At 59.4% G+C, this 23,131-nt stretch carries 22 protein-coding genes; 9 read left to right on the top strand and 13 right to left on the bottom strand.

The genetic code is table 11. From position 1 onward, the window contains the following. Positions 1 to 306: 306 nt before the first annotated feature. Positions 307 to 1,587 carry a dicarboxylate/amino acid:cation symporter gene (locus ACRAUW_RS08820; protein WP_431361979.1) on the top strand — a complete coding sequence of 427 codons (1,281 nt, stop codon included), beginning with the start codon at positions 307 to 309 and terminating at the stop codon, positions 1,585 to 1,587. A gap of 117 nt (positions 1,588 to 1,704) precedes the next feature. Here ACRAUW_RS08820 and grcA read toward each other — a convergent pair whose 3' ends face one another. Further along, the gene (grcA, locus tag ACRAUW_RS08815; protein WP_378006962.1) at positions 1,705 to 2,085 is read right to left on the bottom strand and encodes an autonomous glycyl radical cofactor GrcA; all 381 of its coding nucleotides are present in this window, start codon (positions 2,083 to 2,085) and stop codon (positions 1,705 to 1,707) included. 579 nt (positions 2,086 to 2,664) lie between these two features. On the opposite strand from grcA, the gene ACRAUW_RS08810 reads away from it, so the two are divergent. The 3 genes from ACRAUW_RS08810 to ACRAUW_RS08800 all read left to right on the top strand — a co-directional run bounded on the left by ACRAUW_RS08810 (position 2,665) and on the right by ACRAUW_RS08800 (position 4,580). After that, positions 2,665 to 3,249, top strand: a complete 585-nt coding sequence (locus ACRAUW_RS08810; protein WP_431361978.1) for a substrate-binding periplasmic protein — start codon at positions 2,665 to 2,667, stop codon at positions 3,247 to 3,249. Positions 3,250 to 3,280: 31 nt separating this feature from the next. Next, the gene (gene ung, locus ACRAUW_RS08805; RefSeq protein ID WP_005353881.1) at positions 3,281 to 3,958 is read left to right on the top strand and encodes a uracil-DNA glycosylase; all 678 of its coding nucleotides are present in this window, start codon (positions 3,281 to 3,283) and stop codon (positions 3,956 to 3,958) included. 70 nt (positions 3,959 to 4,028) lie between these two features. Then, positions 4,029 to 4,580, top strand: coding sequence for a hemerythrin domain-containing protein (locus ACRAUW_RS08800; RefSeq protein WP_005362195.1), 552 nt, complete (start codon positions 4,029 to 4,031; stop codon positions 4,578 to 4,580). 100 nt (positions 4,581 to 4,680) lie between these two features. Here ACRAUW_RS08800 and ygjK read toward each other — a convergent pair whose 3' ends face one another. The 4 genes from ygjK to ACRAUW_RS08780 form a co-directional block, all read right to left on the bottom strand. Next, positions 4,681 to 7,161, bottom strand: coding sequence for an alpha-glucosidase (ygjK, locus tag ACRAUW_RS08795; RefSeq protein WP_431361977.1), 2,481 nt, complete (start codon positions 7,159 to 7,161; stop codon positions 4,681 to 4,683). A 192-nt stretch (positions 7,162 to 7,353) separates the two neighbouring features. Further along, the gene (locus tag ACRAUW_RS08790; protein WP_431361976.1) at positions 7,354 to 8,154 is read right to left on the bottom strand and encodes a helix-turn-helix transcriptional regulator; all 801 of its coding nucleotides are present in this window, start codon (positions 8,152 to 8,154) and stop codon (positions 7,354 to 7,356) included. Positions 8,155 to 8,165: 11 nt separating this feature from the next. Next, positions 8,166 to 8,702, bottom strand: a complete 537-nt coding sequence (locus ACRAUW_RS08785) for a YbhB/YbcL family Raf kinase inhibitor-like protein (protein WP_069526371.1) — start codon at positions 8,700 to 8,702, stop codon at positions 8,166 to 8,168. A 196-nt stretch (positions 8,703 to 8,898) separates the two neighbouring features. Further along, positions 8,899 to 10,155 carry an adenylosuccinate synthetase gene (locus tag ACRAUW_RS08780; RefSeq protein WP_431361975.1) on the bottom strand — a complete coding sequence of 419 codons (1,257 nt, stop codon included), beginning with the start codon at positions 10,153 to 10,155 and terminating at the stop codon, positions 8,899 to 8,901. A gap of 170 nt (positions 10,156 to 10,325) precedes the next feature. Here ACRAUW_RS08780 and ACRAUW_RS08775 point away from each other — a divergent pair, with 170 nt between their 5' ends. Then, a complete protein-coding gene (locus ACRAUW_RS08775; protein ID WP_431361974.1) occupies positions 10,326 to 11,258 on the top strand; it encodes a LysR family transcriptional regulator in 933 nt (310 codons plus the stop codon). Between the two features lie 104 nt (positions 11,259 to 11,362). On the opposite strand, the gene ACRAUW_RS08770 is transcribed toward ACRAUW_RS08775, so the two are convergent. Both ACRAUW_RS08770 and ACRAUW_RS08765 read right to left on the bottom strand, forming a co-directional pair. Then, a complete protein-coding gene (locus ACRAUW_RS08770; protein ID WP_431361973.1) occupies positions 11,363 to 12,787 on the bottom strand; it encodes a TAXI family TRAP transporter solute-binding subunit in 1,425 nt (474 codons plus the stop codon). An 81-nt stretch (positions 12,788 to 12,868) separates the two neighbouring features. Beyond that, positions 12,869 to 14,014 carry a MalY/PatB family protein gene (locus ACRAUW_RS08765; RefSeq protein WP_431361972.1) on the bottom strand — a complete coding sequence of 382 codons (1,146 nt, stop codon included), beginning with the start codon at positions 14,012 to 14,014 and terminating at the stop codon, positions 12,869 to 12,871. A gap of 182 nt (positions 14,015 to 14,196) precedes the next feature. Between ACRAUW_RS08765 and ACRAUW_RS08760 the strand changes: the two genes are divergently transcribed. Further along, positions 14,197 to 15,384 carry an MFS transporter gene (locus tag ACRAUW_RS08760; protein ID WP_431361971.1) on the top strand — a complete coding sequence of 396 codons (1,188 nt, stop codon included), beginning with the start codon at positions 14,197 to 14,199 and terminating at the stop codon, positions 15,382 to 15,384. A gap of 15 nt (positions 15,385 to 15,399) precedes the next feature. On the opposite strand, the gene ACRAUW_RS08755 is transcribed toward ACRAUW_RS08760, so the two are convergent. Then, the gene (locus ACRAUW_RS08755; RefSeq protein ID WP_431361970.1) at positions 15,400 to 16,314 is read right to left on the bottom strand and encodes a LysR family transcriptional regulator; all 915 of its coding nucleotides are present in this window, start codon (positions 16,312 to 16,314) and stop codon (positions 15,400 to 15,402) included. A 133-nt stretch (positions 16,315 to 16,447) separates the two neighbouring features. Then, positions 16,448 to 17,203, bottom strand: a complete 756-nt coding sequence (locus tag ACRAUW_RS08750) for a YciK family oxidoreductase (RefSeq protein WP_431361969.1) — start codon at positions 17,201 to 17,203, stop codon at positions 16,448 to 16,450. A 222-nt stretch (positions 17,204 to 17,425) separates the two neighbouring features. Here ACRAUW_RS08750 and sohB point away from each other — a divergent pair, with 222 nt between their 5' ends. Both sohB and ACRAUW_RS08740 read left to right on the top strand, forming a co-directional pair. Further along, positions 17,426 to 18,433 carry a protease SohB gene (sohB, locus tag ACRAUW_RS08745; protein ID WP_431361968.1) on the top strand — a complete coding sequence of 336 codons (1,008 nt, stop codon included), beginning with the start codon at positions 17,426 to 17,428 and terminating at the stop codon, positions 18,431 to 18,433. A 180-nt stretch (positions 18,434 to 18,613) separates the two neighbouring features. Next, positions 18,614 to 19,837: an MFS transporter gene (locus ACRAUW_RS08740; protein ID WP_431361967.1), complete on the top strand. Its 1,224-nt coding sequence runs from the start codon at positions 18,614 to 18,616 to the stop codon at positions 19,835 to 19,837. A 36-nt stretch (positions 19,838 to 19,873) separates the two neighbouring features. On the opposite strand, the gene ACRAUW_RS08735 is transcribed toward ACRAUW_RS08740, so the two are convergent. Continuing rightward, positions 19,874 to 20,227, bottom strand: a complete 354-nt coding sequence (locus ACRAUW_RS08735; protein ID WP_005334901.1) for a DsrE/DsrF/TusD sulfur relay family protein — start codon at positions 20,225 to 20,227, stop codon at positions 19,874 to 19,876. Positions 20,228 to 20,406: 179 nt separating this feature from the next. On the opposite strand from ACRAUW_RS08735, the gene ACRAUW_RS08730 reads away from it, so the two are divergent. Continuing rightward, a complete protein-coding gene (locus ACRAUW_RS08730; protein ID WP_431361966.1) occupies positions 20,407 to 20,838 on the top strand; it encodes a DUF1090 domain-containing protein in 432 nt (143 codons plus the stop codon). Here the strand turns inward: ACRAUW_RS08730 and ACRAUW_RS08725 are convergent. From ACRAUW_RS08725 to ACRAUW_RS08715, 3 genes are all read right to left on the bottom strand, one after another. Continuing rightward, a complete protein-coding gene (locus tag ACRAUW_RS08725; protein ID WP_041210724.1) occupies positions 20,765 to 21,013 on the bottom strand; it encodes a YfhL family 4Fe-4S dicluster ferredoxin in 249 nt (82 codons plus the stop codon). The two genes, ACRAUW_RS08730 and ACRAUW_RS08725, sit on opposite strands and share 74 nt — an antisense overlap. A 1-nt stretch (position 21,014) precedes the next feature. Continuing rightward, positions 21,015 to 22,376, bottom strand: coding sequence for a prephenate-dependent tRNA uridine(34) hydroxylase TrhP (gene trhP / locus ACRAUW_RS08720; RefSeq protein ID WP_431361965.1), 1,362 nt, complete (start codon positions 22,374 to 22,376; stop codon positions 21,015 to 21,017). Between the two features lie 276 nt (positions 22,377 to 22,652). Then, a complete protein-coding gene (locus ACRAUW_RS08715) occupies positions 22,653 to 22,943 on the bottom strand; it encodes a hypothetical protein (RefSeq protein ID WP_431361964.1) in 291 nt (96 codons plus the stop codon). Positions 22,944 to 23,131 lie beyond the last annotated feature (188 nt).

Raw genomic sequence — 23,131 nt, 5'->3', positions numbered from 1 at the left:
CTGATCCCGACGCTGTCATGCCTGATGAAAATGCCCCGCAATGCGGGGCATTTTTATATCTGCCATATTTAGTTGAAGACTCAAATTAATCTAAGAACAAACAATTATTTGTTGTCGTGGCGTTAATGTTGTTAATTTGGATGTGTGATTGATGTCTCTTAATTGCATTTTGTTGCATGTAAAGTAGTCGCCGTAGTAATGCAGAAACAGCATGGATCGGGCGAGATACGCAGATATCCCGTCCCGGCTATCTGCATGTTTATTGCTGTTATAACAATGTGCAATTAAATTAACAGGACGTTAATAATGCAAAAGAAACTATTTAGCAGCCTCTATTTTCAGGTATTGCTCGCGATTACCCTCGGGGTATTTTTGGGGCATGTCTATCCGGAACTGGGCGCCGATATGAAGCCCCTCGGTGATGGCTTCGTAAAATTGATCAAGATGATCATCGCCCCCGTTATTTTCTGTACCGTGGTTACCGGCATTGCCGGGATGGAGAGCATGAAGGCGGTCGGCAAGACCGGTGCCATCGCCCTCGTCTACTTCGAGGTGGTCAGCACCATCGCCTTGATCATCGGGCTGTGCGTGGTCAACCTGCTGCAACCGGGTGCCGGCATGAACGTCGATCCGGCTGCGCTGGATGCCAGCGCCATCTCCGCCTATGCGGAGCAGGCAAAGTCCCAGGGCATTATCGCCTTTTTGCTGGATATTATTCCGGGCAGTGTGATCGGAGCCTTTGCCAGCGGTAATATCTTGCAGGTGTTACTGTTTGCGGTGCTGTTTGGCTTCTCCCTGCACCATATCGGCGAGAAGGGGAAAATTATTTTCGGGGTCATCGAGAGCTTCTCCACCGTCATCTTCGGCATCATCAACATGATCATGAAGCTGGCGCCGGTAGGGGCATTCGGTGCCATGGCGTTTACCATCGGCAAATACGGAGTGGGCTCTCTGGTGCAATTGGGCCAGCTTATCGCCTGCTTCTATCTCACTTGCCTCTTCTTCATCTTTATCGTGCTGGGCAGCATCGCCAAAGCCTCAGGTTTCAGCATCCTGCGTTTCATCTCTTACATCCGCGAGGAGCTGCTGATCGTGCTGGGGACCTCCTCCTCCGAGTCTGCTCTGCCGCGTATGCTGGACAAGATGGAGAAGCTGGGTTGCCAGAAATCGGTAGTAGGGCTGGTCATTCCGACCGGTTACTCCTTCAACCTGGATGGCACCTCCATCTATCTGACCATGGCGGCGATTTTTATCGCCCAAGCCACCAATACGCCGCTGGATCTGTTCCAGCAGATCACCCTGCTGGTGGTACTGCTGATCTCCTCGAAAGGGGCGGCGGGGGTGACTGGTAGTGGCTTTATCGTGCTGGCAGCGACCATTTCGGCGGTGGGCCATCTGCCACTGGCTGGTTTGGCGCTGATCCTGGGGATCGACCGTTTCATGTCCGAGGCACGGGCGCTGACCAACCTGATCGGTAATGGTGTTGCCACCGTGGTGGTCGCCAAATACTGCAAGCAGCTGGACGAGAAGAAGATGGATGCGGTGCTCGGCGGTAAGGCCGGGCAGCTGGAAGTGGACAGGGCGTAAGCGCTGTTTCCCCCCGCACGGCCGCGTTTGCTGGTGCGGGGGCAATAAAAAAACGGCCAATCGGCCGTTTTTTTGTGCTGATACCGCAAGTATCAGCTCTTCACTGCAGGGCGCTGATTACAGGCTCTGGGTGAAAGTACGGGTAACCACGTCACGCTGCTGTTCCGGGGTCAGAGCGTTGAAACGCACTGCGTAGCCAGATACACGGATGGTCAGCTGCGGGTACTTCTCCGGGTTGGCGATGGCATCTTCCAGCGTTTCGCGACGCAGCACGTTGACGTTCAGGTGCTGGCCACCTTCAACAGTAGGCTCAGCCTGAACCGGCAGTTCGCGGTATTCGAACTGACCCAGGTCAGCCAGTTGCACTTCTTGATCGGCAGCGAAAGCATCGCCTTTGACGCAGATGCAGCGAGCTTGTTGCTTCTCTTCGTCCAGCAGCCAGAAAGAGTTCAGCAGAGCGGTGTTGGCGGCCTGGGTGATTTGAATGCCTTTGATCATGGTATGACTCCTCAATGGGAACGCGAATCCAACTGTAAGGAAATTACCCTGATGTATTTAAGCTACCGTCGATGGCGATGACTTAAAGGGCCCTTGCCTTACACCTTTTCTTTGATGGGGTCATATATACCACGGTGGTAATATTACCAAAATTGATCTAGATCAAGAAAATTCAACAAAGCGCCATTTCGATGGGATTAAATTCTTGAGTTGAATCAAAAATAGGTCATTTTTCTGATTTTGTAAGATATCCAAATTATGCATCTTTTATCTCGTTAATCTAGTAATTTAACTACATCTTTTTAGCTTTTTTTCTGAGGTTAATTGAGGGGGTGGCTACACTCAGCAAAAAAAGCGAGGAGAGTGCCGGGCGAATAATGGGTGGCGAAAGTGGGCATGACTCGCCCAGTTTTGTTGCTGGGCAAGCAGTGTTGCGGTGTGAGCCGAGACGGTGCGTATTGCAGTGGGCGAGTGGCCGCCCTATATCAGTGAGTCGTTGCCCAATCAGGGCTTTCTCTGTGAGGTGGTGCGCCAGGCCTTTGCTGAAGAGGGGGGCGATGTCAGCTTTCACTTCTATTCTTGGGCCGATATTCTTGGGCCGAGGCTTACCGCCTGACTCTGGAGGGGCGCTATGTGGTCACCATGCCCTGGTTTCGCTCCCGTGAGCGGGAGCAGCTTTTCTATCTATCCGCCTCGCTCGGCCATTTCACCACTCGCCTGATGACGCTGACCGGTACGCCCGCGGTCAATCTGGGTGAGCTGAAACACGAGCCGGTCGGGGTGACCCGTGGCTACTTCTATGGCGATGGTTTTGCGGCTCGCCAGGCCGGGCTCACCCTCGAGTGGTCAGATTCCGATGAGGAGAGCATGGGCAAGCTGCTCTACGGACGAGTCCACTATCTGGTGATGGATGAGCAGGTGGCACAGACTGCTGTTCCAGCAGGCGATCGTTCGTCATCCCCAATCGCTGTCACTGACCGGCGCTGCCGACCCCATCGGGTCGCAACCGGGATACTTGCTGATGCGCAAGGCAGATCCCGAGGCGCGCCGTCTGATGCTGCTGTTCAATACCGGGCTGCGCAAGCTGGAGTGTTCGGGGCGCCTCGCCAGGCTCTGGAAAGCGTGAGCCACGGTTGCGTCTTGCGGGCTGGCCCAATATCCTGAGCCCTTCGCCGTATCAAGTGAGGAGGCCGGGGTGCTGACCTGGAGTGATGTGATTGGCTCTGAGAAAGAGCAGGACTATTTCAAGAGTACGTTGGCAACTGTCAGAGCCGAGCGGGAAGCGGGCAAGGTGATCTACCCGCCAGCTACCGATGTGTTCAATGCCTTCAAGCTGACCGAGCTGGATCAGGTCAAGGTGGTGATCCTGGGCCAGGATCCCTACCACGGCCCCAATCAGGCACACGGTCTCTGTTTCTCCGTTCTGCCCGGCGTGCGTACGCCTCCCTCACTGGTCAACATCTATAAAGAGATGCAGCGTGACCTGCCAGGTTTCGTCACACCCAATCACGGCTTTCTCGAATCCTGGGCCAAACAGGGCGTCCTGCTGCTCAACACTGTGCTGACGGTGCAGGCCGGTCAGGCCCATTCCCACGCCCATCTGGGATGGGAGACCTTTACCGATCGGGTCATCGAGCAGATCAATGCCAGTTGTCAGGGGGTGGTGTTCCTGCTGTGGGGTGCCCACGCCCAGAAGAAGGGACGTTTCATCGACCGCCAGCGCCACTATGTGCTGACTGCGCCGCATCCGAGCCCCCTCTCTGCCCACCGCGGTTTCATCGGTTGCGGTCACTTTAGCGAGACCAATCGCTTGCTGGAACAACAGGGCAAGAGTCCGATAGAGTGGAAATCTGTCTGCATCCCACTTGATTGAGTGCAAAGTTCGGGCGACAAATGACCGTATACTCAGGGATATAAGATTAATTCAGAGCCAAGGAGTGCCCATGTTATCCAGTCTGCACAAGGATCATCTCAACATCGCCCGACTTTTGGAGCTGCTCAAGCACAAACTGGCAGCCATCCGTGCCGAAGAGCCCATCAGCTATTTTCTGGTGCGCGATGTCATCGACTACCTGCGGGAGGTCTCTGACAAGTACCACCATCCCAAGGAAGACCTCATCTATGACTACTACCTGAAATATCGGGTGGTGGAAGGGGAGGTCGCCAACCGTCTGCAGGAGGAGCACGTCAAGCTGCTGGAGGCCGGGGCCGATCTCAAGGAGATGGTGGAGATGATCCTGATGGATGCGGTGATCCCCCTCGATCAGTTCACCACTAAGCTGGAGCGCTTCGTGGAACTGCAAGAGGCGCACATGAACTACGAAGAGGGGGTGATCTTCCCCCATCTGCGTGACTCCCTGACCGAGGATGACTGGCGTCACCTGGAGCAAAACTGGCAAAACCGCGCCATTGGCGACCCCCTGTTCGGGGCCGAGGTGAGCCAGCACTTCCAGGCACTGGCCAAACGCCTCTCTTTGCCGCTCACGAACGGCTAAGACGAGCTCGCACCCGCAGCGCGGCGGGTATTGTGTAAGTGCCACTTGAGTGAAAACAGAAAGGCCTCCATCCGGAGGCCTTTTGCATGGTGGAGCAAGCTTACGCCTGTGGTTTCAGGAAGTTGCGATAGAGCATATAGAGGTGGGCCGAGCTCCAGCTGAAGTTGCTGGCCCCCTGCATGGCGCCGGTCTCCGGATTGTAGTTTTCGCGGATGGGGCCGCTGCCTGCCAACCCTTCAGCGTTGTTGAACAGCTTGTTGACCAGTGCTTCGGCATCGCTGCGGTAGCCGTAGTTTTCGAGCCCCTTCACCCCGAAGTAGAACTGATCGAGCCATACCCGGCCGCGCCAGTAGATATTGGGATCGTAGGCCGGGTTGGTCAACGCGGCTGTGCCCAGCGGGATCTTTGTGTTGAACTCCTGGGCGTTGAGCATGACCTCACGCACCCGCGCCGCTTTCTCCTTGTCGGCGACTTCTGCCCAGAGCGGGCTCCACCCTTCCGGGCCACGGCCGCGAGCGGTCAGCAATTTGCCGACGCAGCCGTTGCCGTCAGCGACATCCCCCTGAGCAATCTGGCGATCGTAATAGAAGCCTGACGCCTCATCGAACAGGCAGCTGTTGATGTAGCCAGCCAGCTGGGTCGCGCCATCGCGGTAGCGGCTCGCGTCGCCCGGCTTACCGAGCAAGTCGGCCATGTCTGCCAGAATGCGCTTCTCCTTGGCGAGGAAGGCGTTGAGCTCCACCGACTCCTGATCGATGGAGAAACCGATCAAATCGCCATTGTCCTGATGGTTTTCAAAGAAGGCGACGTTCCAGTCCTGACGCGCCTTGGCCAAATCTCCGCCATAGGTCTTGTCGGCATAGCGTTGCAGCTGGCCCGGTTCGATAAAGCCGAAGCGGGCGGCGTTGTCCATACCTGACTCCCAACCGGCGCCGTGCTGGGCACCGATATCCATGTCGCTGTACCCGCCCACGTTCAACACCTGTTGATAGAGCGGCATACCGGCGCAGGCATACCAGCCATCCCCCTCAGTGGTACAGCTTGAGAGATCCAGCCCGGCGGGAATACCGTTGGAGTACTGCACCTTGAAGGTGATATTGCCGTACTCGTCGTTGTGCTCCACATGCTTGGTGGCGCCATATTCGATGATGCCGTTGCGGTTGTTGTCCCGCGCGCGGTACCACCAGTCGTGGTAGGCCTGCAGCTTGGGATACATCTCGGCGATAAAGGCCTTGTCCTTGGTGGCGCTGTAGATTTCCCAGATGGCCCAGGCGGAGAGGGGCGGCTTGGTATCGCGCTCGTTCCAGTTGCCACCATCGCCACCGCGATCCGCCAGCTTGTTGTAGAAGACGGCATCGATCACCATGCCCGCATCCTGCGGTCGTACCGGATCATCCGGCTGCACCTGATAGTCATACATGGCGCGCACGTTGTTCTTGGCCACCTCCGGGTTGAAGTGTGCCATGGCATAGGCGTGCTTCCAGCTGTCCCAGGCCCAGACGCCGTCGAACCAGCGGGCGGTATTGGAGGGGGTCACCCCGTCGTGGAGGATGGCGCCAGCTGGGGATCGCCAGTTGCCGTTGAGGGTCTCCATCGCCTTGACGGCGATGCGACGTTCCGACTCGGGGATCCCCTGATTGGAGAGACCCTTGGCAAGGTAGTCCTCCCAGCGGCGGATGGAGTCGGTAAAATAGCTGGCCGGGTTGGCCAGCAAGGCTTGGTGGCTCTGCTGGTAGCGGCTGGCGTCATCTGCGGAGTGGAGATAGCTCTGCAGGGTGTAGATATCCTCGCTCCCCTTGGCGGCCAGGGTAATGCTGGCGTCACTTTGGTAGCCCAGTGTCTTCTGGTCGAGGGTGGTGCGGCTTGGCAGGGTGCGGTCGATGCGATAGCGGGCGCTGCCGCTCTGCATGATGTTCCAGGTGCTGCGCAGTTTGCCGAACTGGAATTCAATCCCTTTGTCGCTCTCGCTGATGGTGCGAGTCCAGCCTGGATATTTGCTGGCAATCGTATCCTGGGCATCCCACTGATTGAGCAACTCGCCCTGCCAAATGAGGTTGAGGGTGAGCGGGGCATCGGTCTGGTTGATGAGTCGGGTGCGGATAAGGGCGGTGCGGGCATCGCCGTAGCGCAGCTCCAGCTCCAGCGTGAAGGGCTCGAACTCGAAGCGTTGCACCAGCGCACCGGGGATGGCATACACCTCCTGCTTGCGGGCGCTGGTGAGCGGGAACGGGCGGCCGCTCGCATCGCTCAGGGTGAGCTTGTCCAGCTCGCTGGCAAAGAAGAGGCTGTACTCCTCGGAGATGACCATGGGGCCGGTAAAGCCCCCCCACTCCTTGTCGCTGGCAGGCAGCAGGAAACCGTGCCAGGCCCCCAGATCGAGCAGCGGGTTGTATTTGAGGTTGGAGTAGCTGTCAAAGTCGCGGAATTGGGTCGGCGTGCCTCGGCGGTCTATCACATCCTTGTACTGGATGGCCTGCTCCGGCTTGGCGACGGTGCTGCTTTCCGACTGATTGTCGTTACAGCCGGTCAGCCCAAACAGTGCGGTACCCAGGGCCATTGAAAGTAAAGTTTTACGAAACATTATTCTCTCCCATTCCGTTTTTGTAGTTTTGACAGAGTGCTTTTTGCTTTTTTAGTGAAAGCGTTTGCGGGGGAAATTGTACGTTATTGATTAATATAGACCTTGGTGTGAGGTCACACTATTGAGAGGAGAAATTGTGAGATAAATCACCTGGTTACATCAAGTTACAGAGTTGATTTATTTAGTAATGTTTTACTTGTTTTTGCTCGTAATGGCGGCAGGGCAGGTTTGCAGATATTGATAGGGGGTCAAACCGAACTGCTCTTTGAAGCGGGCGGCAAAGCGGCTGGGGGAGTCATAACCGCAGGCGAGGGCGACCTCCAGCGGGGTCAGGCCCTGTTGCAACAGGTTGAGGGCGTGGCTCATGCGCACCTGAGCCAGCAACTGGCGAAAGCTGCGACCTTCGGCGGCCAGCTTGCGCACCATGGAGGCGCGGCTCATGGAGAAGTGGGGGGCCACCGCCTCCAGGGTGTGAGCGATGCCGGGTTCCACCGCCAGGTAGCGTGCCAGCCGCTCTGCGAGGGTCATGGTGCTGGCGGGAAAGATCAACCCGAGGGCGTTGGCGGCCCGCAGTTCGGCATAGAAGCCGCGCAGCAGTTCGGCCTGGGTCGCCTCGCTCAGTCCCCGTTCGGCCATGGTGCTGATGAGCTCAAAGCAGAAGGCGAGCCCGGGGGTGACCTTGACGGCAGGTTCCTCCAGATCGGCGTGGGAAGAGGCTGACTCGGCCAGCCATTCTGGCGGCGGCGGGGTGAGCAGCGTGATGGCGTGGGAGCGAAATTTGCCCTGTTCCGGCTGATTGACGAAGGTGAGCTGGTGGCCTGCCGGGATCAGCAGCCAGCGCTCCCTGTCAAACGACAGACGCCGCTCGCGCCACCACAGTTGCTTGCTCCCCTGGGTGACCCAGATGAGGGTCGGGGCGTAGATGAGCACCCGGTGCAGGGGCTGCTGGCGGATCCCGAGATAGTGGCTCTGTTGCAGCAGGGGAGTGCTCATCCGGTTGGCTCCTAAGGGGTGACGAAGGTGGCGGTCAGGGTGGCCTTGCCGAGCGCCATGCTATTGAGCATGTAGCCTACCATAGCGGGCGGGGTATCAGCCTTCACCTCGAGATCATGGGGCAGGGCCCAGGCGGTGAACTGATAGCGGTGCATGCCGTGACCTGCGGGCGGGCAGGGGCCGCCGTAACCCTGGCTGCCAAAGTCGGTGCGGATCTCCAATCCCTGCTTGAGCTTGCCGGAGGCATTGCTGGCCAGCTCGCTTTGGGTGGCAGGCAGGTTCACCACCAGCCAGTGCCACCAACCGCTGCCGGTGGGGGCATCTGGGTCATAGGCGGTGATGGCAACACTCTTGGTGCCAGCCGGCAGATCCTGCCAGCTCAGCTGGGGCGAGTGGTTATCGCCGCTGCAGCCAAAGCCGTTGAAGCTGAACTGTTTGGCCATCAGCTGGCCTTCGTGAATATCCGTGCTCTTCAGGGTCATGGCAAAGGCTGGCATGGCCGTCAGGCAGAGCAGTGGCAACAGGGCACTCTGTTTGAGCAATTTCATCGGGTGACTCCTCGTGTGGTAACGGGTTCACTTTAGCGAGGGCAGGGCAGCATAATGTTGCAGAAAGGCTCAATATGAGCTCCATTGGTGAGTTAATTGAGCCTTTTGGTGTTTTTTATGACAAGAAGGTAAACGGCAGCCATAAAAAAACCGGCATCAGGGATGCCGGTTATTGTTTGACGAAGAGAGGTGCGGCTTAGCGCAGGATCATCTCGTCACGGCCCGGGCCGACGGAAACCATCGGAACCGGTACGCCGAGCAGCGCTTCGATACGCAGCACGTACTGCTGAGCAGCGCGCGGCAGCTCTTCGAAGGTGCGGCAACCGGTGATGTCTTCGCTCCAGCTTTCCATCTTCTCGTAGACGGGGGAGAGTGCGGCAGTTTGCGGCCAAATCGGGTTCTCGGTGTGAGCACCTTCGTAAGCCACGCAGATCTTCAGGTCCGGCAGACCGGTCAGGCAGTCCAGCTTGGTCAGAGCCACTTCGGTGGCGGCTTGCAGCTCGACACCGTTCTTGGTGGCGACGGCGTCGAAGTAACCGACATCACGGGGACGGCCAGTGGTAGCGCCGAACTCGTTGGTGATCTTGCGGAACTCGTCCTGGTTCTCCATGGCGGTCAGCAGGGTGCCGGTACCGACAGAGGAGCTGAATGCCTTGGCCACAGCGATGACGCGCTCCGGGCGCAGACCCGGCAGACCGCCACCGATACCGGCGTAGGCGCCAGATACGTGGGAAGAGGTGACCCAGGGGTATTCGCCGTAGATCAGGTCACGGCCAGCGCCCAGCTGTGCTTCGAACAGCAGGGTCTTGCCTTCTGCCTGCAGCGCTTTGAGCGGCATGCTGACGTTGCACACGGCGTCGATCCAGGGTGCAGAGACTTCCAGCAGCCAGTCGGCCATCTCCTGGGCAGTCTGGGTGAATTCGAAGGAGGGGTAGATAGCCTTCATCTGCGGCAGTTTCCAGTCCAGCATGAACTGGATGCGCTCGACCAGTACTTCCGGCTGTTTCAGCCAGCCAACCAGGATCGCTTTTTTCATGACGCGATCGCCGTAGGCAGGGGCGATACCCTGACGGGTGGAGCCATAGGCGCCGTCACCCAGACGTTGCTCTTCCAGGGTATCTTCCAGTGCGTGCAGCGGCAGGCACAGGGTTGCGCGGTCAGAGATGGCCAGCTTCGGAGTCACGCCGGAGGCTTTGACTTCGTCGAGTTCGACGGTCAGTTTCTCGGGGCTGATCACCATGCCCGGGCCGAGGACAACCAGGCAATCCGGGTTGAATACGCCACTCGGAACCTGGTGCAGCTTGAAGGTGCCAAGGTCGTTGACCACGGTGTGGCCAGCGTTGTTGCCGCCCTGGAAGCGAATGCTGGCGCCAGCTTGACCTGCCAGATAATCAACGATGCGGCCTTTGCCTTCATCACCCCAGTTAGCACCTACGACTACGATAGACGACATGACTCTTTCTCCTAAGACGTTAGGCGTCCATCCTAGGAGCCTGATACGGATTAGAAAAATTAATTATCTTTATAATTCTGATAAGAGAACCATATAATTATGACCAATTAAGCGGCAAACTGCTCGATTTTGCCTGGCAAACCCCGCACATCGCGGGTTGAGGGACTCTTATGCTGGATATCCACTGGCTGCAAACCTTTGTCACCCTGGCCCGATTGCAACATTTTGGCCAGACCGCCACCGAGCTGCACATGACCCAGCCCAATGTCAGCCTGCATATCAAGCGGCTGGAGCAGGCGACCCGGGTGCGGCTGATTGAACGCAGTCCGTTTCGCCTGACGCAGGCAGGGGAGCGGCTGCTGCAAAGCGCCGAGCGCACCATTGCCGAGTTGCAGCTCTGCCAGTCCGACCTCAATGCCCTCAACCAGCTGAGTCAGGGGACGCTGGCCATCGCCGCCAGCGATATCATCTCGCGCCTGCTGCTGATCCAGCCGTTCCAGCGCTTCAAGCGGGAGTTTCCCGGCATCGACCTTACTTTGTTCAATACCACTTCGGATCAGGCGGCCGAGCTGGTCAAGGCGGGCAAGGCGGATCTGGGCTTCGTGATGGCGCAAAAGCGCAGCGAGCCCCTCTTCTATACCGAGCTGCAACAGGTGACCTGGTGCGCGCTGGGCCACGGTCTTGCCCGCTGGCAGGCGCGGGCGGTAGCGGGTGTTGTGGATGAAGAGAGAAAGAGCGATCCCCTCGATGAGCCGACCCTGATCCTGCTCGGTCACGACACCCGTACCCGGGCGCTGATCGACCCGTCACTGCCGCTGTTGGCGTTACCCCCTTGCCGCATCATGGAGGTGGGCAGCGTCGACGCACAGCTCGATTGGGCCGAGGCGGGCTTTGGTGTCGCCATCGTGCCGGACTTCTCCCTGCATCCGCGCCTCAACCTCACCGCGCCTGTCACCAGCCTCGGCGACTTTCCCGGTACCAGTCTGGGCTACGTGGTGCGCCAGAATCAGGTGTTGTCGCGGGCCATCAAGCAGTTGCTGCACTGGGTGGAGGAGGAGATCCAGAGGCCCAACCCCTATCTGACCCGGGTGATGGAGCCGTAGCGGTACGGCAAGGTGAGCAGGCCAATCGACTTCGCCACGATCGAGCGCATATCAATAATCAGGGCAGCCGAGGCTGCCCTGATGCATTTGTGGGCGCTGACCATTCAGGGTTGCAGCGGTGTGGCTGCGCTGGTTGCAGGGGAGGGAAGTGTATCGGTTTTATCCTGCGGTGGGGTTTCGTCAGCAACTGCGCTGCTGACAGGCTGGGTTGCCTGCTCTTGCGGCGCAGTGGCCGCAGAGACACTCTGTGGCAACTGAGTCGACACGGCAGCCGATGGTGATGGAACCGTTGACGCTGCGGCAGAGGGAGCCACTCTTTCCCCCTCTGTGGTCGGCGTAGCAGTGAGCTCGGGGGTGACCTCGAGCACTTCTTCGGGCAAGGGATTAACCTCTGTGGCTTCTGTCGCCACTGCGGCACTGCTGGTGGCGGTCGCGTCAGAGGGCGCTTCAGGGGGGGCAGTCGTCCCGTCGGCGGCACCCACCGGCTCTGTCGTGGGCACCGCCTCCGAGGTCGATGGCGCTGGTGTTAACGGCTCCGGTGTCAGCTGTTCCGCAGTTAACTGCTCGGGGGTCAGTGGCAAGGGGGTTGGAGGTTGATCCGACATCCCCGCATGGAGGGGCAGCTCGGTTTGCGCCTGTAACTGCTCTGGAGTCACCTTGCTCAGGGCGGGATGCAACCGGCTGAACTGTTTGACCCGGGCCAGCAGGGTATCGCGCACGGTTCGGACGATGGGGTCCGGCAGGCTGGCCAGCGCCACCAGTTCGGCACTCATTCCTATGTTGTTGATGGCAGTAGTCTGTCCCGGATAGAGGTTGGCGGCGATACGGCTGCGCTGGTAGTAGGGGTGCTGCTTGAGCAGCTTGTCGATTTGCTCCCCTTCGATGGGGATGAGGCGCACCTTGCAGCGGCTGATCAGATCGCCGACCGCCAGACTGGGGTGACCGGCTACCACAAAAGCGGCATCCAGCGAGCCATCGCACAGCCCTTCCAGCGGTTCACTGTCCGACTTGAGTTGATAGGCAGCAAACTGCCCGGGTTGCCATCTCATGGCTGCCATCAGGGCCTGGCTGGTGATCTGTTCACCGGCGCCCTTGTTGCCCGGATAGACCCGCTTCCCTTCGATATCTGCCAGGGTGGTGATGCCGCTATTGGGGGCGACCAGCAGGGTCAGCGACTCCTGATAGAGGCGAAACAGGCTGCGCAGCTCATTGTTGGCCCCCTGTCCGCTGAAGGGGCCGGTGCCGTGCAGGGCGTGGTGCAACACATCGGACTGCACCAGCGCCAGCTGTATGTCCCCCTTGTCGAGTGCCTTGAGGTTGGCCATCGAGCCACGGGTGCTCTGCACTGTGCAGCTGTCCCCATGCAGGGCATGGCCGGCATTGAGCACCCGACAGATGGCGCCACCGGTCGGGTAGTAGACCCCATTGAGCGGGCCTGTTCCGATAGTTAGCGCCTGGCTGCCAAAGGGGAGCAGCGCAGAGAGTGCACAGAGGGGGAGCAGAAGGTGATGCAAGATCCGTAGAGACATAATTGACCGTTGACTGAGTTGACCGCTTGCTGATGACACAGGGTAAAAGGGATGGGGTTTGTCCATCCCGTTGCCGGTTGATTAGGGCTTGCTGTGGCCGAGAACTGCCCGTTCCATCCTCGCCAGCGCGTCGGTCAGTCGTGCTCTGGTGCAGCCGAAGTTGAGCCGCACGAACTGGCCGTCACCAAACTGGGCGCCGGGGGAGAGACCAACGCCGGCCTGCTCGAAGAAGGCGATGGGATCGGCAAGGCCAAGGGCGCTCACATCGATCCAGGCCAGATACGTCGCCTGATGACTGGCCAGCTTGACGCCGGGCCAGCGAGCCACCGCTTGCTGGATCAGGGCCAGATTGGCCGCCAGATAGTCGAGTTGCTCGGTCAGCCACTGTTCGCCACCCTCATAGGCCGCTTCAGCGGCGACAAAGCCCAGCAGGTTGACGTCGGCGCTGATGCCGCGCATCGCCTGTTGCAGCCTGAAGCGCAGACGGGTGTTGGGGATAATGGCGAAGGAGCAGCAGAGACCGGCGATATTGAAGGTCTTGCTCGGGGCCATCATCACCGCGCAGCGCTCGGCCGCTTGTGCACTGATGGCGCCGTAGGGAATGTGACGGGCGTTTTTATCCAGCAGCAGATCGCAGTGGATTTCATCGGAGCAGATCACCAGATTGTGGCGTGCGGCGATGGCATCGATGGCCAGCAGCTCGTCACGGGTGAAGATGGTGCCGCCCGGGTTGTGAGGGTTGCAGAGCAGCAGCAGATCTGCGGCGGGAGCCTGACGCTCCAGCTCTTCAAGATCCAGCACCCAGCGACCGGCCTCTTCAATCATCGGCACGGTGAGCAGGGGACGATCATTGAAGCCCGGTGCCTGCAGGAAGGGGTAGTAGACCGGCTTGGGAGTGATGATGCCGCGGCCATGCTGGCTCCACGCCTTGCAGGCGAGGTTGAGCCCCGGCACCACGCCGGGCAGGAATACCAGCCATTCGGGCTCGATTGCCCAGCCATAGCGGGTCGCCATCCGTTCGATAATGAGTTCGATCAGCCGCGGCGAGGGGCGTGAATAGCCGAAAATGCCGTGGGCAACCCGTTTGGTCAACGCCTCAATCACGGACGGGGGGGAGACAAAGTCGGTATCGGCAACCCACATGGGCAGCACATCCTGACCCTTGTACTTGTCCCATTTCAGGCTCATGGTGCCACTGCGGTCTACTTCCTGATCAAAATCAAACATGCGAACTCCTTGTGCTGGCAGGATGGGCTTTCACTCTACGGGGTCGCAGCCTCCCTCGCAAGGCGGACACCCGCTTATGCCATCCTTGAGCCTGCTCTTGATAGTGACATAAGATAGAGGCTGATTTTTCATACGGTAGCCGCCCGTGATCCCGTATCGTTCTCCCAATCAGTGGTAACCCTATGAGCCTGTCGATAGCGGCGGTCAAACGCCCGGACCCCGTCTCTCTTTCGTTTCTTGCCGTGACCTTTATGACCGGCGTCGCGGTGGCATTGCAGGTGCCTACCTTAAGCCTGTTTCTGGCCGAGGAGGTGCAGGTGCGCCCCTTTCTGGTCGGGCTCTTCTATACCATCAATGCGGTTGTGGGCATTCTGGTCAGCCAGTGGCTGGGCCATCGCTCCGATAACAAGGGGGATCGCAAACGACTGATCCTGCGCTGCTGTTTTGCCGGGGTGGCGCTCTCCTTGCTGTTTGCCTGGAACCGCAACTACTGGTTGCTGGCGAGTCTGGGGGTCATGCTGGCGGCGCTGGCGGCGCTGGCGGCCACGGCCACGGCCAGTCCCCAGCTGTTTGCGCTGGCTCGGGAGTATTCCGACAGCCGCAACAAGCGGGCTGACATGTTCAGCTCGGTGATGCGGGCCCAGTTTTCGCTGGCCTGGGTCATAGGCCCGCCCATCGCTTTTGCGCTGGCCATCGGCTATGGCTTCGAGCTGATGTACCTGGCCTCGGCACTGGCCTACCTGCTCTGCGCCCTGGTGGTGTGGCGCTGGCTGCCCTCCCTGGCACTGCCCAAGATGGCCGAAGAGAGCGAGCGAGTCAGCAGCTGGCGGGATCCGGCGGTGCGGGCGCTCTTTATCGCCTCCACCCTGATGTGGACCTGCAACAGCATGTACCTCATCAATATGCCGCTCTACATCACCCGGGAGCTCGGGATGGATGAGAAGCTTGCCGGTATCCTGATGGGCACGGCGGCGGCGCTGGAGATCCCCTTCATGCTGCTGGCGGGTTACTACACGGCCCGTTTTGGCAAGCGCCCCATGATGTTGCTGGCGGTGCTGGCTGGCGCGGCCTTTTACACAGGTCTGGTGACCCTCACCGAGCAATACGCCCTGATCGGCTTGCAGCTGTTCAACGCCATCTTCATCGGTATCGTGGCGGGGATCGGCATGTCCTACTTTCAGGATCTGATGCCGGGGCGAGCCGGGGTGGCGACCACCCTGTTTGCCAACAGCATCCGCACCGGCTCCATCATGGCAGGGGCCATCGCCGGCATAGTGGCGGAGGTGTGGAGTTTCCACGGGGTCTTTATGGTGGCGTTGGGATTGGCACTGGTGGCACTGGCCGCCAGCTGGCGGGTGCCCAACGTCTGAGGAATGATGTGGCTGTTATTTGCCGTGCAGGGGCTGTGCGTGCGGGAGCGGCGATGATCCGCCCTGATATTCGTTGCGCAGGCAGCGCAGCAGCAGTTCGGTTGCGGGGCCGAGGGAGTCGGGGGAGAGGGTGAGCAGGTAGGTGTAGAGGTGGCGCTCGTTGCCGCTCTCCAGATCCAGCTGTATAAGCGAGCCTTCTGTCAACTCCCGCTCCACCAGATGGTGCGGCAGCCAGGCATAGCCGAGGCCGAGTCGCAGCATGGCGAGCACTTCATGGTAGTGGGTGGCCTTCCAGCCGGTGTCATCCGCATCGTTCCAGTCCACCGAGCGGTGAATGGGGGGGTGAAGGCTGATCTGGTTGTGGCTGGTGAGGTCATCGAGGCTGATGGGGGCCTCCAGCTGGGCTAGCGGATGACTGGCGGCGCAGAGGGGCAGCAGGCACACCTCGTCCAGCAACAGGCCGGTGCGATCGCCGGGCAGGTGCTCGGAGAGCATCAGATCCCCCGGCTGCAGGGCGTTGAAGTGGCAGTGAATGCGTTCGTGCAGGTTGATCCGGCAACCTCGGCTGCGGGGATAGAAGCAGGCCAGCGCCCGATAGAGGCGATCCCTTGGCTGCAGCGCCGAGACATAGAGGTTGATCTGCGGCTCCCACTGCCGCTCCAGGTTGTTGGCCAGATTCTCCAGCTCCTCCACCTGCTGGCTCAACTGACGGGCCCGCTTGAGGAAGATCTCGCCCGCTGGTGTCAGCACCGCCTTGCGACCGCGCACCTCCAGCAAGGGCACTCCCAGACTCTGCTGCAACTTTGCAACCGCATGATTGAGGGAGGACTGGCTCTTGTTCAGTGCCTCGGCCGCTTGGGCGTAGCCACCGCAGTCGACCACCGCCTGAAAGATCCGCCATTGCTCGAATGTGCTCTTGGGACGAAACATAGTTCAACCTGATTGGATATAGGATGGTCAGGGGTTCGAACAGGGAGCCAGTGCTCCCTAATTCAATGTAACCCCTGCCGCACAAGACTCTGGGTATTTTATTGATTTATTTGGGCTGGGCCACGCAACTTGTTTATTTTGGCTGAGCCACAAAGATCTGGCCGGTTTTGCCCCGGCTGTCGCTTCCCATCAGATAGAGGTAGAGCGGCATCAGGTCGGCCGGGGTCTTGAGGTTCATGGGATCTTCCGCCGGGAAGGCGCTGGCCCGCATCTTGGTCCGGGTGCCGCCCGGGTTGAGGGTATTGACCCGCACACCGGTGTTTTCCAGCTCGTCGGCCAGCACTTCCATCATCCCCTCGATGGCAAATTTGGAGATGGCATAGGTGCCCCAGTAGGCGCGCCCCTTGCGTCCCACGCTGGAGGAGGTGTAGACGATGGAGGCATCGCCCTGCGCCTTGGCGGTCTGGCGCAGCAGCGGCAGCAGCGCCTGGGTCAGCAGGAATTCCGATTTGACGTTGACCTGCATCACCTCGTCCCACTCCTTCTCCTGAATATGTTCAAACGGAGAGAGGGTGCCGAGCAGACCGGCGTTGAACAGCACGCCGTCGAGGCGGCCAAACTGCTGGGCGAAGGTTTCTGCCATGCCGCGGTAGTGGGCAGCGGTGGCCCCTTTCAGATCCACCGGCACGATGGCGGGCAGCGGATAACCGGCGGCCTCAATCTGGTCATACACGGCTTCGAGTTTGGCGCTGGTGCGGCTGAGCAGGATCACGGTGGCACCGTGGGCGGCATAGGTGAGGGCGGCTTCGCGGCCGATCCCGTCGCCGGCACCGGTGACCAGAATGACTTTATCCTTGAGCAGATCGCGGGGTGCCTGATAATCGAGCATGACAACTCCTGTTAACAAATTCCGGCCATAAGTGCATGGCAATCGGCGCCAAGTGTACTGATCCGCGCGCCCGTTTGACCAGCCAGCGGCAAGAAAAATGTGAAGAAAATAGAGAGGTTGTGATGCTCGGGTTGGTTTTTCCTGGCACTGGCTGCGATTTTTTGCGCGCCTCCGTCAAACTCCCTAGAATGTGACGAAAACCGATCCATTGTGGAGTCCATCGTGACATTTCTGACCGAATATGGCCTGTTTCTGGCCAAGACAGTGACCTTCCTGCTGGCCATCGGCGCCATCATCCTGATGATCGTCAGCACTCGCCAGCCGAAAGCGCGCAAGGGTGAGCTGGTGGTGACCGATCTCTCCTGCGAGCTGGAGCAGGGGCAGTTTGCGCTCAAGAGCGCGCTCGCCAGCAAGGCCGAGCGCAAGGTACTGGAAAAGCAGCAGAAAGAGGAGCAGAAAAAGCGCGCCAAGGCCGGTGATGAGCGCAGTCGCCTGTTCGTGCTCGATTTCAACGGCAGCATGGATGCCAAAGAGGTGGCCTCCCTGCGCGAAGAGGTGAGCGCGGTGATTGGCGTCGCCCAGCCCGGCGACGAGGTGCTGCTGCGGCTTGAATCCGGTGGCGGCGTGGTGCATGGCTACGGTCTTGCCGCTTCCCAGTTGCAGCGGCTGCGCGATCGTGACATCAAGCTCACCGTGGCGATTGACAAGGTGGCGGCGAGTGGCGGCTACATGATGGCCTGCGTGGCGGACAAGATCCTGGCTGCCCCCTTTGCCATCGTCGGCTCCATCGGGGTGATCGCCCAGATGCCGAACTTCAACAAGTTGTTGAAAAAGCATGACATCGAATTCGAGATGCACACCGCCGGTCAGTACAAGCGCACCATCACCATGTTCGGCGAGAACGACGATCTGGGGCGCGAGAAGTTTCGCGAGGAGCTGGCGGCGATCCACGAGCGCTTCAAGGCCTTTGTGGCCGAACACCGCCCGCAACTCGATATCGATCAGGTCACCACCGGTGAGCACTGGCTGGCGAGTCAGGCCAAGGGGCTGGGGCTGGTGGATACCCTCAGTACCAGCGATGACTATCTGTTGGCGCAGGCAAGTCACCACAAGGTGGTCGGCATCAGCTATCGCAAGCCAAAAAGTCTGACCCAGAAGCTGGGACAGCAGGGGGCGCAGGCGCTGGAAGCCGGATTGGGGCGTCTGTGGCAGCAGAGCCCCTGGCGCTAGCCCGAGGGAAATCCCGTGATCAAAAGGCCAGCCGATGCCTATCGGCTGGCCTTTTTGCATCCGGTTGCACCTTGTCGGTGAGCGAGGATTGTTTCTATTGAGGCCCTCTGTTACAACTGAATGCTTTCCCCGTTTATGACAGGATCTTGTGGTAAGAGCTGCGGGGCATGGAGCATAGCAATGTCATGGAGCATCTTGAGGCAATTTACCCCGCTGGTCTGGATCGTCATTCTGGGCACCTTCATGGTGCGCACCAGCTACTACATGGTGTGGCCCTTCCTCTCCATTCTGCTCTATCGGGAGTATGACCTTTCGGCCACCTTCATCGGCTTGTTGCTGGGTGGCTCGATGGCCCTCTCTACCCTGGTCAGTTTTTACGGCGGCTGGCTCTCTGATCGCTTCGGGCGGCGCAGCATACTGCTGGCCGGTTGTCTGGTGGCGATGATCTGTTTCGGCCTGCTCGGTTTCTCCCATGCGGTGTTCTGGCTCGGAGTCGGGGTGATGGGCAGCGGCCTCTCGTTGGGGCTCACCGATGCCCCCGGCAAGGCACTGATGGCCGACAGTCTGGCCTCGGCCAAGGCGCGGGAGCTGGCACTGCACCTGCGCTATTTTCTGCTCAACCTGGGGGCGGCGCTGGGGCCGCTGCTCGGAGTGACCCTCGGGATCAACGCCCAGCAGGAGACCTTCCTGTTTCTGGTGGTGAGCTATCTGCTGCTGGCGCTGGCCTTTGGCTGGGGATTTCGCCGGACTGGCAGCACAGGCAAGCCGGGTGCTGCTGGCCCCGGACTGCGGGATGCCATCAAGGTGTTGCTGGCGGATCGCGCCTTCCTGCTGCTGGTGATGGCCAATCTCCTGATGGTGCTGGTCTACTCCCAGTTTCACTCGCCGCTGGTGCAATACCTGACCCGAGCCGGTATGCCGCAGGTGGCCGAGCTGGTTGCCCTGCTGGTGGCGACCAATGCCCTGACCGTGGTGTTGCTGCAATTCCCGCTGCTGCGGTTGTTGTCGCGCTGGCCGGTGCGGGTACGGCTTCATATCGGCATGGCGCTCTTTCTGGCGGCCCAGCTGCTCTTCGCGCTGGGAGACCCGACGGTGCGCAGCCACTGGTTTGGCGCCGTGCTGCTGCTCAGCATCGGCGAGACTATCCTCTTCCCCCTGCTCAATGTGCTGATCGATCAGATGGCCCCCACCCACCTCAAGGGGAGCTACTTTGGCGCCAGCGCCCTGGCCGGGTTGGGAGGGGCCGCCGGCGCGCTGCTGGGAGGCTGGATCCTCGAGCAGTGGAGTGGACAATTGCTCTACGTGCTGATGGCGCTGCTTTGTGTGGCGATTTTTGCGCTTTATGAAGCTGGCGCCCGACATCATGGGCGGCGAAGTGCCCGGCAGGAGCCGATGGTAGGCTAACCGGGTTGACTTCGCCGCTGGCCAGCCCCTTATTGTTCAGAAAGTCAGCACCTTGTCGGCAGCCAGGGTCCACTGGGCCAGCATCGGCAGGGTGCCAACCTCAATGCCCTCGATCAGTGGCAGGGCGGTGATGCCACGGGCATCGGTGCAGGTCTTGCACAGGCGAATGGTGACGCCCTGAGCCAGCAGGATCTCCAGCATCTGGCGCAGGTTGTACCCTTCGGCCGGAGCCTGACCGGCCAGCGCCGCGCTCACCGCATCAGACATCAGGAACAGCTTCAGGCTGGCGCCACCCTGCTCGTTGAGGGCGATAGCGAGGCGCAATGCGTTGAACAGAGATTCGCTGCCATAGGGGGCACCGTTGGCAATGACCACAATTTGTTGATTCATAAAAGACTCCGGATGCTGAAAAGCGTCATTGTAGAACCAACAAGGCGATGATTGCATGATGTCGCACAACTTCTGTCGCACCTTTAATTCAGCTTGTTGGACCTGTTGGCAGAATCAGGCACTGTGGCAGTGTAGCGGTCGGTTGCCAGGCCTGTTCGCCGGACGTCAACGATCCGCTGGTGTTTGCCAAAGCACACGATCATGCCGGGCAGATTGCCGGGCTCGAACAGGCCGTGCGCAATATCAAGGCCAACTGTACCGATGAAGGTCTGCTCAAGGAGCAGAAAGAGCGGGTTAACAAACTGCGTGGCGAGGTGGATGAACGTCTGCTCGCGCTGCAGAAGGCGAGAGTGTCCGGCAAGCCGGGCAAGGTTGCCGACAAGCAGAGCAAGCTGGAGCAGGCACAGACCAACTTGCTGGAGGCGCAGCGGGAGTTGGGTGAGCTGAATCGGTTGGTCAAAAAAAGTCGCGTCCATTCGATGAGCGGGGATCAAAAAGGCCGGGATTACCCGGCCTTTTGCATTGCATCCGCAGAGGTTACTGCCGGTGCATCCGCACAAACTTCTCCATCAGCTGATCTTCGGTTTCCACATGAGCGGGATCCCAGATGATGCAGTCGATAGGGCAGACGCTGATACAGGTCGGCTTCTCATAGTGACCGACGCACTCGGTGCAGCGACCGGGGTCGATCTCGTAGATCTCCTCACCCAGGCTGATAGCCTGGTTGGGGCACTCGGGATCGCACATGTCACAGTTGATGCACTTGTCGGTGATGAGCAGCGCCATCTCAGGCCGCCGTGTGCGGGTTGCGGGTATCCTGGCTGTCGCCCAGATTGCGCAGCAAAATGCCGTAGTTCACATCCAGATCTTTCGGGACCGGCACATAGACTATGTGGCCGTTACCCGGCGCGGTATCGATAAGCTCGCCCTTGCGGTTCTCCATCTGCTCCAGATTGAAGCGGACGTTGCCCTGTGGGGTCATCAGCTCCAGATTGTTGCCCACCAGGAACTTGTTCTTCACCTCGACCTCGACCATGTCACCTTTGCGACCGGTGATCTCGCCGACAAACTGCTGGGTGTCGGAGACGGAGTAGCCGTAGTCGTAGTTCTGGTACTCGCTGTGGTTGTGACGGCGCAGGAAGCCCTCGGTGTAGCCGCGGTGAGCCAGATTCTCGAGGGTGCCCATCAGGCTGCGATCGAACGGACGGCCTGCCACCGCATCGTCGATGGCCTTGCGGTAAACCTGAGCGGTACGGGCGCAGTAATAGAAAGACTTGGTGCGCCCTTCGATTTTCAGGGAGTGAACGCCCATCTTGGTCAGTCGCTCAACGTGCTCGACCGCGCGCAAGTCCTTGGAGTTCATGATGTAGGTGCCGTGTTCGTCTTCGAACGCGCTCATGTACTCGCCCGGGCGGTTGGACTCTTCCAGCAGCACAAGGGCATCAGTCGGCTTGCCCAGGCCCAGGGTGTTGTCCGGACGCACTTTGATCGGCTCCTGACGGTGGACGATCTGGCCCACGTCATCTTCTTTACCCTCGTGCACCTTGTACTCCCAGCGGCAGGAGTTGGTGCAGGTGCCCTGGTTGGGGTCACGCTTGTTGATATAGCCGGAGAGCAGGCAGCGGCCGGAGTAGGCCATGCACAGCGCGCCGTGAACGAACACTTCCAGTTCCATCTCCGGTACCTGCATGCGGATCTCTTCGATCTCGTCCAGCGACAGCTCGCGGGAGAGAATGGCGCGGGTCAGGCCCATCTGATGCCAGAACTTCACCGTGGCCCAGTTGACCGCGTTGGCCTGCACCGAGAGGTGAATGGGCATATCCGGGAAGGCTTCACGCATCATCATGATAAGACCGGGGTCAGACATGATCAGCGCATCCGGCTTCATCTCCACCACAGGGCGCATGTCGCGGATAAAGGTCTTGAGCTTGGAGTTGTGGGGCTGGATGTTGGCCACCACATAGAACTGCTTGCCCAGTGCATGGGCTTCGTTGATGCCCAGCTGCAGGTTTTCATGATCGAATTCGTTGTTACGCACCCGCAGGCTGTAGCGGGGCTGACCGGCATAGACGGCATCGGCGCCATAGGCGTAGGCGTAACGCATGTTCTTGAGGGAACCTGCGGGAGAGAGCAATTCTGGTTTAAACATGTCGGACTCTTATGTCTGATTGCAAATCAGGACGATGCCACCTGATGGCATCGTAATGGTTGAGTTGCGGTGCAAGATGCCCTCCGAGAGGAGGCTCAATGCAGCGCGACCCGATGACGGCATATCCGGAGTTATCTAAAGAAGATGCACCGGATATTCGGGGTGCGAGATTGTACTCGCCCCCACGTCATCATGCAATTTGGCAGGAATATCATGCGAATGGAAAATCAGTTTTTGGGTAATCTGTGATGGTGGGTTGGCGATAGTTGCTGATGTTCAATTATCCAGTGCGAGTTGAAAATCGGGAAACTGTTCGCTCATAAAATTGCGGGGGCTGTGGCCATTGCCTGCGGTGGCCAGCCATTCCCAATCCAGTTTTGGCGAGCCCGCTTTGAAGCGTTGATAGGCAACGCCCTGATGAATGGTCAGAAAGAGGGTCGTGGGGAGTCCCAGCTTGTTGCTGTAGCGCACCATCAAATCGCCCTGATAGTCGTTGCGGATTCTGACTTTGAGTGCCTGCAACGTCAGGCCTGTTGCGTGGCCCTGCTCATCCCAGACTTCAAACATGATGTGAGCTCCCTGATTTGGATGGTGCCACAATGAGCAAGGCGGGGTTCGATTGCAACTGTCAGATCTGACAAGAAGAAGATGCTCAGGCCTGAAAAGCGAAAACCCGGCACAAGGCCGGGTTTTCTTGAAGGATGGTGGAGGGAGAAGGATTCGAACCTTCGAAGGCAGAGCCGTCAGATTTACAG

This window comes from Aeromonas sp., assembly GCF_050633025.1.
Classification (GTDB): domain Bacteria; phylum Pseudomonadota; class Gammaproteobacteria; order Enterobacterales; family Aeromonadaceae; genus Aeromonas.
Note: the sequence above shows the minus strand (reverse complement) of the source record. Positions and strands in the feature narration are given on the sequence as shown.